General features: G+C 65.9%; 9 protein-coding genes and 2 pseudogenes. 6 read left to right on the top strand and 5 right to left on the bottom strand.

What is annotated here, in order from left to right:
- The 3 genes from QZ213_RS16825 to QZ213_RS16815 all read right to left on the bottom strand — a co-directional run.
- A partial coding sequence (locus QZ213_RS16825; RefSeq protein WP_291687216.1) for a DEAD/DEAH box helicase occupies window positions 1–1,241 on the bottom strand: 1,241 nt, incomplete at its 3' end.
- A gap of 296 nt (window positions 1,242–1,537) precedes the next feature.
- Window positions 1,538–2,767 (bottom strand): ABC transporter substrate-binding protein, encoded by a 1,230-nt coding sequence (locus tag QZ213_RS16820; protein WP_291687215.1) that lies wholly within the window; start codon window positions 2,765–2,767, stop codon window positions 1,538–1,540.
- 200 nt (window positions 2,768–2,967) lie between these two features.
- On the bottom strand, window positions 2,968–3,894 hold the full coding sequence (locus QZ213_RS16815) for a methyltransferase domain-containing protein (RefSeq protein WP_291687214.1): 927 nt from the start codon (window positions 3,892–3,894) through the stop codon (window positions 2,968–2,970).
- 78 nt (window positions 3,895–3,972) lie between these two features.
- Between QZ213_RS16815 and QZ213_RS16810 the strand changes: the two genes are divergently transcribed.
- From QZ213_RS16810 to QZ213_RS16790, 5 genes and pseudogenes are all read left to right on the top strand, one after another.
- Entirely contained in the window at window positions 3,973–5,013 is a 1,041-nt protein-coding gene (locus QZ213_RS16810; RefSeq protein WP_291687213.1) for a ligase-associated DNA damage response exonuclease, read from the top strand.
- The gene (locus QZ213_RS16805; RefSeq protein WP_291687212.1) at window positions 5,010–6,863 is read left to right on the top strand and encodes an ATP-dependent DNA ligase; all 1,854 of its coding nucleotides are present in this window, start codon (window positions 5,010–5,012) and stop codon (window positions 6,861–6,863) included. Before QZ213_RS16810 ends, QZ213_RS16805 begins: the two co-directional genes overlap by 4 nt.
- Before the next feature lie 74 nt (window positions 6,864–6,937).
- Window positions 6,938–7,240 (top strand): DUF6460 domain-containing protein, encoded by a 303-nt coding sequence (locus QZ213_RS16800; RefSeq protein WP_291687211.1) that lies wholly within the window; start codon window positions 6,938–6,940, stop codon window positions 7,238–7,240.
- Between the two features lie 79 nt (window positions 7,241–7,319).
- Window positions 7,320–8,576 (top strand): annotated as a pseudogene (locus tag QZ213_RS16795) (MATE family efflux transporter).
- Window positions 8,577–8,594: 18 nt separating this feature from the next.
- The gene (locus QZ213_RS16790) at window positions 8,595–9,329 is read left to right on the top strand and encodes an MBL fold metallo-hydrolase (protein WP_291687210.1); all 735 of its coding nucleotides are present in this window, start codon (window positions 8,595–8,597) and stop codon (window positions 9,327–9,329) included.
- Here the strand turns inward: QZ213_RS16790 and QZ213_RS16785 are convergent.
- Entirely contained in the window at window positions 9,326–10,423 is a 1,098-nt protein-coding gene (locus tag QZ213_RS16785; protein ID WP_291687209.1) for a quinone-dependent dihydroorotate dehydrogenase, read from the bottom strand. The genes QZ213_RS16790 and QZ213_RS16785 overlap by 4 nt on opposite strands.
- Window positions 10,420–10,764 carry a DUF952 domain-containing protein gene (locus tag QZ213_RS16780; RefSeq protein WP_291687208.1) on the bottom strand — a complete coding sequence of 115 codons (345 nt, stop codon included), beginning with the start codon at window positions 10,762–10,764 and terminating at the stop codon, window positions 10,420–10,422. Before QZ213_RS16780 ends, QZ213_RS16785 begins: the two co-directional genes overlap by 4 nt.
- Window positions 10,765–10,974: 210 nt before the next feature.
- Between QZ213_RS16780 and QZ213_RS16775 the strand changes: the two are divergent.
- Window positions 10,975–11,297, top strand: a pseudogene (locus tag QZ213_RS16775) (helix-turn-helix transcriptional regulator); the annotation flags it as partial.

The raw sequence follows: 11,297 nt of genomic DNA, 5'->3' as shown, positions 1-11,297 counted from the left end.
CCGAGATCGAGCGAGGAGGTGCAGACCACGCCGCGCAATTTTCCCGCGGCCATCGCGTCCTCGACCTTGCGGCGCTGCGCGACATCGAGCGAGCCGTGATGCAGCGCGATGGCAAGCCCATCGTCGTTCATGCGCCAGAGATCCTGGAACAGCATCTCGGCCTGGCTGCGGGTGTTGACGAATACCAGCGTGGTCCTGTTGGCCTTGATCAGGTCGTAGACTTCGGGGAGAGCGTGCCGCGCGCTGTGGCCGGCCCACGGCAAACGCTCGCGCGTATCCAGCATCTCGACGATCGGCGCGGCGGCGCCGCCGGCGACGACGATGTCGGCAGCTTCGCTTTTTCCCTCGCGCTGCGGCACCAGGAACCGCGCCAGCGATTCGGGCGCCGCCACCGTCGCCGACAATCCGATGGCGCGCATCTGCGGCGCCAGATGCCACAGCCGCGCCAGCCCGAGCGACAACAGATCGCCGCGCTTGGAGCTGACCAGCGCATGCAGTTCGTCGAGCACGATGCGCTTGAGCTGCGAAAACAGAAACGGCGCGTCGTCGGACGACAGCAGCAATGCCAATTGCTCGGGCGTGGTCAGCAGGATGTCCGGCGGATAGCGCCGCTGCCGCTGCCGCCGCGACACCGGCGTGTCGCCGGTGCGGGTCTCGACCCTGATCGGCAGCCCCATCTCCGCGATCGGCGTCTCCAGGTTGCGCGCGATATCGACCGCGAGCGCCTTCAGCGGCGAGATGTAGAGCGTGTGCAGGCCGCGGCTGCGCTGCACGCCGCGGCCGGTGGAGATGACGGCGCTTCGCGACGTCGCCGCAAGCCCGATCTTCTCCCCTCCCCCCGCGCGCGAAGCGCGGGGTGGGGTCCGAGGCGAGCGAAGCTCGCTCTCGAGGTCGGGGGTGAGGGGTGCTTCAGCGGGCTCGGTACCAGCATGAAAGCGAGAGCTTGCGGAGGCACCCCCCACCCCCGACCCCTCCCCGCCGCTTCGCGGGGGGAGGGGAGAAGAGCGCAGCGAAGATGATGAAGCAGAGAGTTCCACCAGCGTCGGCAAGAACCCCGCCAGCGTCTTGCCGGCGCCGGTCGGCGCGATCAACAGGGCGGAGCGGTCGTCGCGGGCTTTTGCCAATAGCTCGAGCTGATGCTCGCGCGGCGACCAGCCGCGGCCGGCGAACCAGCGGCGGAAACGGTCCGGCAGCAATTCGGCCGGTTCAGTCGGGGGCTGGGTCTGGATGCGGCGCGGCACGGCTTAGAGCTAAGCCGCCACTGCGGTTTCGTCGAGGGGCAGCAGCAGGCCAATCGATCCGCCGGTTGAGCGAACGTCTTGCTGCGTACAGTACGCGCTCCCTTCTCCCCTCCCTCCGCGCGCGAAGCGCGTGGTGGGGTCCGAGGCGAGCGAAGCTCGCTCTCGAGGTCGGGGGTGGGGGGTGTTTCGGCAGATTCGGTGCCAACATGAGGTCGAGAACTCGCGGAGACACCCTCCACCCCCGACCCCTCCCCGCCGCTTCGCGGAGGGAGGGGAGAAGCGCGCACCACAGCCAACTACTCTGTGACGGCCTTTTCGGAAATCTGCCAGTCCTTGCCGTCGAAGATCGAGATGTGAAGCGTCTTCATCGGCGAGTAGTCGTCGGGCGTGTAGCTGTAATTGATGTCGTCGAGGAAGAACGGCGAGTGATAGCCGGCCAGTGTCGTTGCCTGCTTCAGCACATTGGCGCGGGTCAGGTCGTCGCCGCAGCGGCGCAGGATTTCGCCCATCGTGACCGCCTGACCGTAGCCGGCATAGGCGATGGTGTTGTCCGGATCGACATTGGGCAGGTATTTCGCACGCAACGCCTCGAATGCCATCGGGTCCTTGTCCTTTTCCCAGCGCCCCGGTCCGGCCTCCTTGGAGTAACGGATGGCGACGATGTCTTTCGCGTTTTCAAAACCCGCGGCATTGAGAATCGAGCGGCCGGTCGAGCCCGCCGAAAGCAATTGCAGCGGCTTCCAGCCAAGCTCGGCGACTTTTCGGATCGACTGCGACGTCGCCTTGCCGGTGGTGATGTTGTAGAAGGTGTCGGCGCCCGATTTCGAGAGGTTGATGAGCTGCGAATCGACCGTCGGTTCGGTCAGATCGTAGGTCTGCTCCATGATCACGCTGGCGGTGCCGCCGGCGTCCGCCAGCACCTTCTTGAAGGGGCCGAGGAAATCGCGGCCGAAATCGTCGTTCTGGTAGAGGATGCCGATCTTCGCATTCGGCTTCACCGCCACGACATGCTTGGCGAGGATCCGCGCTTCGGTCGGATAGAGCGGCAGCCCCGCCATGGTCCATTTGTTGTTCTTCGGATCGTTCCATTTCGAGGCGCCGGTGTTCAATAAAAGCTGCGGCACGCCCTTGGAGTTGAGATATTTGTGCACGGCGGTCTGCGGCGCGGTGCCGAGCGAGCCGAACAGGGCCAGCACTTCCTCCTGCTCCACCAGCCGCCTCGTGGCCTCGACGCATTTCGGCGCGCTATAGGCGTCGTCCATGGTCAGGAACTTGATCTTGCGGCCGTTGATGCCGTCCTTTTCGTTCAGCATCTGAAAATAGGCCTCGCCGACACGGCCGAGCACGCCGTAGAGCGAGCCCGGGCCGCTGTGCGGCACGGTCTGACCGAGCTTGATTTCGGTGTCGCTCGCGCCCGGATCGTATTTCTTCTCGGCGGCCCAGACGTAGGGCGCGGGCATCGCGGAGGCGACGATCGTGGCAAGAGCGGTGGCGCCGAATTCGCGCCTTGTCTGTTTGATTTTCACTTTGTTGTTTCTCCCTGGAGCATGTTTCGTCTGAGTTGAATCATGCTCGTCGTTCATTTTCTTGTTTGAGCATGATCTTTTCGGAAAACCGGTGCCCACTTTTCCGGTTCATGCTCGTGAGCGCGCATTGATCTACATTCCCGCTGATCCGGCAAGTGCCAAGTTGCGGGCAACGCGCGGCGAATTCCGCGAGGCGAGATTCAGGGTTTTGTCGCGACCACGACCAGGCCGGGGACCGGCGCGCTGTCCTCGTTGCGGGCGGAGCGCTCTTCAAGCTGGGACAGGTTCAGTCCAGCCGCCTCGACTGACTCCCGCACATAGTCCGCGCCGTGCGCGTAGCGGAGCCCCCCGCCGATGATGACGCCCTCGCCGTCATGGGTTTCGGTCGTGAACGCGAGCACACCGCCGGACACCAGCACGCGTCTGGCCTCCGCCAGCACAGGCGCGAGATCGGCGACATAGACCATCGCATCGGCGGCGAGAATGAGTTCGGCGCTGGCCTCGGGCTTGCTGCGCAATCCCTGCAGCATGTCGTCGACTTCGAGTTCGGCATAGAGTCCCGTTGAGCGCGCCTTCTCGATCATGCGCGGCGACAGATCGATCCCGATGAAGCGATCGACATTTTTTTCGAAGGCCGCCGCCGCAAGGCCGGTGCCGCAGCCGAGATCGATCGCGCGCCTGAAGAAGGCCGGCTTGCGCGCCGCGGCGCGGGCGGCCAGCACCGCCTTGAACAACAGCGCGGGCCCGCGATAGCCGAGATCGTCGACCAGCGCCGTCTCGAATTTCGGCGCGTATTGATCGAACAGCGCGCGCACATAGGCCTGCGGCATCGCCGAGAGCCGCCCGGCGCCGAGCAGCATCAGCCGCAGGCCGGCGCCGTGGCGGTCCGCAGGGTCCGTCTCCTGCGCCTTGCGAAACGCGGCAATCGCCGCGTCGCGCTCGCCGAGCCGTTCGCGGATTTCGCCGAGCGTGAACCAGGCCGAGGCAAAGCCGGGCGCCAACTCAGTCGCCTGCAGCAAGAGATCCGCCGCGGCGACCAGATCGCCCTTCAACTGCAGATCGCGCGCGAAATCGAACCGCCGGTCCGCAACCAGATCGCCGGAGGACAGGAACAAGCGGACGGGCATCGTCGGGAACCGATTGCGGGCTTTGGGGGGTATGAGGGCGGGACTCGAATGAGTCACCCTCCAGACTATATAAACGAGATGCGCCCGCAAGACATCCTGACGCCCCTCCCCGCCGGCCTGGCTTGCAGGCCAGGCGGCTTCCACATCGATCCGGTGCGTCCCGTGGAGCGCGCCGTGATTACCCACGGCCATTCCGACCACGCCCGGGCAGGCCATGGCGCGGTGCTGGCGACGCAGGAGACGCTCGACATGATGCGGCTGCGCTACGGCGACAATTTTGCCGGCAGCACGCAGGCGATTGCCTATGGCGAGGAACTGAAGGTGGGCGACGTCAGAATAAAGTTCCACCCGGCCGGCCATGTGCTGGGCTCGGCGCAGATCGCGGTCTCCTGCCAGGGCACCTGCATCGTCGCGTCCGGGGATTACAAGGACGCGCCGGACCCGACCTGCGCGCCCTTCGAAGTGGTGGCCTGCGACGTCTTCATTACCGAGGCCACTTTTGGGCTTCCGGTGTTTCGCCACGGCGATGCGGCGGATGAGATCAAGAAACTGCTCGCGTCCGTCGCGCTGTTTCCCGAGCGGGCACATCTGGTCGGCGCCTATTCGCTCGGCAAGGCGCAACGCGTGATCGCGCTGTTGCGCGCCGCCGGCTACGACGCGCCGATCTACCTGCACGGCGCGATGGAAAAGATCACTCATTACTACGAGAGCCGCGGCATCGCGCTCGGCGAACTGCGCGCCGTCAAGGGCGTCAGGAAGGCCGATCTCGCCGGCACCATCACGCTGGCGCCGCCGTCGGCCACCTCGGACATCTGGACGCGGCGGTTCCCGGATCCGGTCACGGCGTTCGCCTCGGGCTGGATGCGGGTACGTGCGCGCGCCCGCCAGCGTGGCGTCGAATTGCCGCTGGTGATTTCGGACCATGCCGACTGGGACGGGCTGACCGCGACCATCGAAGCCACCGGCGCCGGCGAGATCTGGGTCACCCACGGCCAGGAAGACGCGCTGGTGCACTGGTGCAAGACAAGAGGCCTCGCCGCGCGGCCGCTCGACCTCGTCGGCTACGGCGATGAGGACGAAGCCGATGCGGCGCCGTCAGGCGAGGACGCGGAAGCATGAACCGCTTCGCCGAACTGCTCGACCGCCTCGCCTACGAGCCCGGCCGCAACAACAAGCTGCGGCTGCTCACCGCCTATTTTCGCGAGGTCGAAGACCCCGATCGCGGCTACGCGCTCGCCGCGCTGACCGGGGCATTGTCGTTCAAACATGCAAAACCCGGCCTGATCCGCGACCTGATCGCCGCCCGCACCGATCCCGTGCTGTTCGCGCTGTCGTATGATTATGTCGGCGATCTTTCGGAAACCGTGGCGCTGATGTGGCCCTCGCCATTCCATGCACGGACTTCTCCCCTCCCCCCGCGAAGCGGTGGGGAGGGGGCGGGGGTGGGGGGTGGTGCAGCAGGTTCGCGCTCTCGTACTGAAACTGAGCCTGCCGAGACACCCCCCGACCCCGAGAGCGAGCTTCGGACCCCGCCACGCGCTGCGCGCGTGGAGGGAGGGGGGCGCAGCGTGCCCGGGCACAACAATCCCCCTCCTCCGACGCTGACCGAGGTCGTCACCACGCTGCGCGCGCTCGGCAAGACCGAACTCCCAAAGCAGCTCGCGCGCTGGCTCGACGAACTGGACGAGACCGGCCGCTGGGCGCTGTTGAAACTCGTCACCGGCGCGATGCGGATCGGGATTTCGGCGCGGCTCGCCAAGACCGCCGCGGCCGAACTCGGCGACAAGGACCCGCACGAGATCGAACTGATGTGGCCGGGGCTCAGTCCGCCCTATCTCGATTTGTTCGCGTGGCTGGAGGGGCGCAGCGAGAAGCCGGTCAATCTCGATCCCGCGCCGTTCCGTCCGGTGATGCTGGCGCATGCGATCGAGAACGGGGATTTTGCCAATCTCGACGCCGCCGATTTCATCGCGGAGTGGAAATGGGACGGCATTCGCGTGCAGGCGGTGAGCGGCCGCGACCCGCGCGGCCACTGCGTGGCGCGGCTCTATTCGCGCAGCGGCGAGGACATCACCAGGAGCTTTCCCGATCTGCTGCCGTCGCTCCAGCTGCCCGGCACGATCGACGGCGAATTGCTTGTGCTGCGCGGCGGCCGGGTGCAGAGTTTTAACGTTCTGCAGCAGCGCCTCAATCGCAAGGTGGTGTCGGCGAAACTGACAAAGGATTATCCGATCCATTTGCGCGCCTATGATTTGCTCGGCGAGGGCGACACCGACCTGCGCACCCTGCCGTTTTTCGAACGCCGCACGCGGCTCGAGAATTTTGTCCAAAGGCTCGACGATCCCAGGATCGACCTGTCGCCGGTGATTGCCTTCGACAGCTGGGACGCGCTGACGGCTGCGCGAAAAGACCCGGCCAGCGCCGGAGCCGGCGAAGACGCCGAGGCGGTCGAGGGCGTGATGCTCAAGCGCCGCGACGCAGCTTATCTGCCGGGCCGCCCGAAAGGCCAATGGTGGAAGTGGAAGCGCGACCCGCACCTCATCGATGCCGTGCTGATGTATGCGCAGCGCGGCCACGGCAAGCGCTCGTCCTATTATTCGGACTATACGTTCGGGGTCTGGACGTCGGGAGAGGACGGCGAGCAGCTGGTGCCGGTCGGCAAGGCCTATTTCGGCTTCACCGACGAAGAGCTGTTGCAGATCGATCGCTTCGTCCGCCGCAACACCACCGAGAAATTCGGACCGGTCCGGCACGTGGTGCACGAGCCGGATCAGGGGCTGGTGCTGGAAGTCGCGTTCGAGGGACTGGCGCGCTCGCCGCGGCATAAATCCGGCGTCGCGATGCGGTTTCCGCGTATCAACCGGCTACGCTGGGACAAGCCGCCGCGCGAGGCCGACCGGCTGGAAACGCTGGAACGGATGCTGAAGGCGGACGCGATTGAGGCCGCAGCCGGCGCTGGCGGCCATTGACGGCAACAGGCAGGTTCCCCATCTGCCCCATACCGACTACACTAGGCGGCGGCTTCGCGCGCGGGAGACCATGAATGGCCAACGACACCAGAGAATTGCCGGCAGCCAATGACGGCGTCACCCGCTTTCTCGGCGGCTCTCCCGTGGCGGTGGCGTTCCGGCTGGTCCTGCTGTCGATCCTGGTCGGCGTGGTGCTCGCGGCGGTCGGCTTCGATCCCTGGAATATCATCCAGAGCATCCGGCTGTTGTTCCAGCGGCTGTGGGATCTCGGCTTCGACGCCGTCAACTGGCTGTGGCGCTATTTCCTGCTCGGCGCCGTGATCGTCATCCCGATCTGGCTGTTGTCGCGGCTGTTCGGCACGCCGCGCGGGCGATAGAGATTACACGCACGCAAGTTCCCTGATTTCTGTGTCCAGAGCGACGACCGCGCAGGTCTTTGCCATCGCGGGTCCGGCGATGGTGGCGAACCTGACCACGCCGCTGATCGGCATCGTCTCGACGATCGCGATCGGGCGGCTCGGAGATGCGACCCTGCTCGGCGGCGTCGCCATCGCCTCGGTGATCTTCGACTGCCTGTTCTGGCTGTTCGCGTTCCTGCGCATGAGCACGGTGGCCTTCACGGCGCAGGCGCTCGGCGCCGGCGAGACTCTGGAACTGCACGCGGTATTTATTCGTGGCCTTGTCGTGGCGGCGCTGATTGGCGCCGGCCTCGTCGTCCTGCAGATTCCGCTCGCCGCGATCCTGCTCGGCGCGATGGGCGGCAGCGAGGGCGTGACGCGCGCGGCAAAAACCTATTTCGTCATCCGGATCTGGTCGGCGCCGCTGGCGCTCGCCAATTACGTCGTGCTCGGCTGGCTGATCGGGCAGGCCCGCGCCAAACTCGCGCTGGCCCTGCAGATCGCGATCAACCTCATCAATATGGCGGCCACCGTGCTGCTGGTGCTGGTCATGGACGCCGGCATATCGGGTGCTGCGATCGCCGCTGTGATCGCGGAAGCGGCCGGGCTGCTGCTCGGCATCCTCATCGCCTGGCGCCTCACGCGCGGACATCTGGCTATCCCGCGCGCGACGCTGCTGCAGCGGGACAGGCTGGTGCGCATGCTTGGCGTCAACCGCGATATCATGATCCGTACCGCGTCGCTGATCGCCGTCTTCCTGTTCTTCACCTCGCAAGGCGCCCGCGCCGGCGACGTCACGCTGGCCGCCAACGCGGTTCTCAATAATTTCCTGCTGATCAGCGCGTTCTTCCTCGACGGCCTCGCCAACGCCGCCGAGCAGCTCTGCGGCCGCGCCTTTGGCGCGCGCGACAAAGCGGCGTTCTCCGGCGCGGTCTGGCTGGTAATATCCTGGGGTTTCGCCTTTGCGCTCGGGGTGACGATCATTTTCGGGCTGTTCGGGCCTTCCTTGATCGAGCTCATGACCGCGAGCGCGGAGGTCCGGCACGGCGCGCGCGACTATCTGCCGTTCGTGGTGGTGTCGCCGCTGCTCGCCGTGTTCGCCTTCGGCTTTGACGGGGTCTAGATCGGCGCGACCTGGGCGCGCGAGATGCGCAATCTGATGATGCTGTCGCTCCTGATCTTTCTCTCCGCGTGGCTATCCTTGCGGCCGTTCGGCAATGCCGGGCTGTGGGGCGCCCTGCTGGCGCATTATGCCGCGCGCGGCGGGTTGCAGGCGCTGCGCTATCCGGCGATGCTGCGCGCGTCATTTCGCTGAACCCCGAGGGCCCGTCCGATGCAAGTGCGATTTGTCGGCTGCGGCGACGCGTTCGGTTCCGGTGGCCGATACAACACCTGCTTTCACGTCACAGGCCAAAGCGCCAATTTCCTGATCGATTGCGGCGCGACGTCGCTGCCGGCCCTGAAGCGGCTGGGCATCGTCCGCGACGATATCGACCTCATCCTGATCACGCATTTCCATGGCGATCATTTTGCCGGATTGCCGTTCCTGCTGCTCGACGCGCAGTTTTCGCGGCGCACGCGGCCGCTGTTGATCGCAGGGCCGAGGGGGATCGACACCCGGCTGACGCAGGTGATGGAAGCGCTGTTCGAAAATTCATCGAAGACAAAACAGCGGTTCGACCTGTCGGTGGTCGCGCTCGAGCCCGAACAGCCGCAAAACTTCGGCGCGATAACGGTCACGCCGTTTCCGGTGGTGCACGGCGACTCCGGCGGTCCGTTCCTGGCCTACCGCGTCGAGGCCGAAGGCCGCGTCATCGCCTACAGCGCCGACACCGAATGGACGGCGACGCTGATCCCCGCCGCGCGCGACGCCGATTTATTCATTGCCGAGGCCTACACCTACGACAAGGTAGTGAAGAACCACCTCAGCCTGACGACGCTGGAGGCGCATCTTGCCGAGATCAGGCCGAAGCGGCTGGTGCTCACCCATATGAGCGACGACATGCTGGGGAGACTCGACATGCTCGGCTATACGGCCGCGAGCGACGGCATGATTGTCGAGATTTAGCCCGCCGGCCAATCCTCGGCGGTGATCGTCGCCGCGTCCGCGCCGACGATTTCCAACAGCGAGTCGCGCCCCGTGCGCAGCAGCGTCGCGGCGAGATCGTTCTTGATATCGTCGACCAGACCGATGCCCTTGTAGATCAGCGACGAGTAAAGCTGGATCAGGCTGGCGCCGGCGCGGATTTTTGTCAGCGCGGCGCCGCCACTGTCGATGCCGCCGACGCCTATCAGCGGAAACGCGCCCTCGGCGCGCACATAGGTCTCGGCCACCATCCGCGTCGACAGCCGGAACAGCGGCCGCCCCGACAATCCGCCCTGCTCTTTCGCGCGAGCCTGTTCGCGCAGGGTCGAGGGCCGCGCCGTCGTGGTATTGGCCACGATCATGCCATCGACGCGCCGCGAACGCGCGATATGCACGACATCGTCGAGCTCGGCGAGACTGAGATCGGGCGCGATTTTCAAGAGCACCGGCGAATCGCCGGCGTTCTGCCGCACCCGCTCGCGCGCATCGATCACTTTTGCCAGGAGATCGTCGAGCGCCGCGGCCTGCTGCAGATTGCGCAGGCCCGGCGTGTTCGGCGACGACACGTTGACGGTGAAATAACTTGCCACCGGCGCGAAGGTCTCGATCAGCTTGACGTAATCGGCGACGCGGTCGGCGGCATCCTTGTTGGCGCCGACGTTGACGCCGACGATGCCGCCAAGATGCGCGCGCCCCGCCAGCCGCCGCAGCACCGCTTCGGCGCCGTCATTGTTGAAACCCATGCGGTTGATCACGGCTTCGTCGCGCTCCAGCCGGAACAGCCGCGGCCGCGGATTGCCTGTCTGCGGCTTCGGCGTCACGGTTCCGATTTCGACAAAGCCAAAGCCCAGCCGGAGCAAGGCGTCCGGCACTTCCGCGCTCTTGTCGAAGCCCGCGGCCATGCCGATCGGATTGGAAAAATTCAGGCCGAACGCCCGCACCGCCAGTTTCGCGTCATCCGGCCGCGGCCGCGTCGGCGGCAGCAGTTTCAGACCCTGTATCGCCAGCCGGTGCGCGTCTTCCGGATCGAACCAGCGCAAGAGCGGTAGCGAGAGAGCGTCGAAGGCGCGGATCACGGGGCAAGCTCCGGGATGTCGTGGGCGCCGTCGGACCGCGCGTGCAGCTCCAGCACGCCGACCACCGCGCCGAGATCGAGTTCGCCATAGAGATGCGGAAACAGCTCGTCGTTGCGCGAGGGTTCCCAGCGCAGCGCCTCGCCGAGCGCGTCGGCGTCGACCTCGATCAGGAACAGTCCGGTCTGGCCGAAGAAATGCTTGCTGGCGGTTTCCGCCACCTGCGCGGCCGTGGAAAAATGAATGAAACCGTCACGGATATCGTCGGCGCTGCCGCGGAACACGGCCTGCCGCTCGGCTTCGCGCCAGGCCGAAGCGGGACAGATTTTGTAGATCGTGCGCACCTGATCCGAAGTCCTGATCCGAAGTCCTGGCTTGTCGTTGAGTCTCTTGGGCTTTCCCGGAATTTCCGGATGCTGGAATCGACCGTATCGGCGGGACCTGCGCACTTCAAGGGTCGGCGCACCGGGCGGATCGGCTCGATTGCCTAATCCCGCCAATTGAGGCAATGATTCCTAAATCTGGTGGGGGCCAAGCCTGGTAGGAGCCAAGTCATGGCCAAGCAGCCGAAGGCGCCGAAAACGCTGACCCACGACCAGATCTGGACCGCGCTGGACCGGCTGGCCGAGCGCGCCGGATTGTCGCCCTCCGGGCTCGCCAAGCGCTCCGGCCTCGATCCCACCACCTTCAACAAATCCAAGCGCATCACGGCGGACGGCCGCGAACGCTGGCCTTCGACCGAATCGGTCTCCAAGGCGCTGACCGCGACCAACAGTTCCATCGACAGTTTCGTGCGGTTGATCGGCGACAACGCGCGGACGGTACAATCGGTGCCGCTGCTCGGCTTCGCGCAGGCCGCGGCCAGCGGCCATTTCGA

The organism is Bradyrhizobium sp., assembly GCF_017881085.1.
In the GTDB taxonomy this organism is placed as follows: domain Bacteria; phylum Pseudomonadota; class Alphaproteobacteria; order Rhizobiales; family Xanthobacteraceae; genus Bradyrhizobium.
Note: the sequence above shows the minus strand (reverse complement) of the source record. Positions and strands in the feature narration are given on the sequence as shown.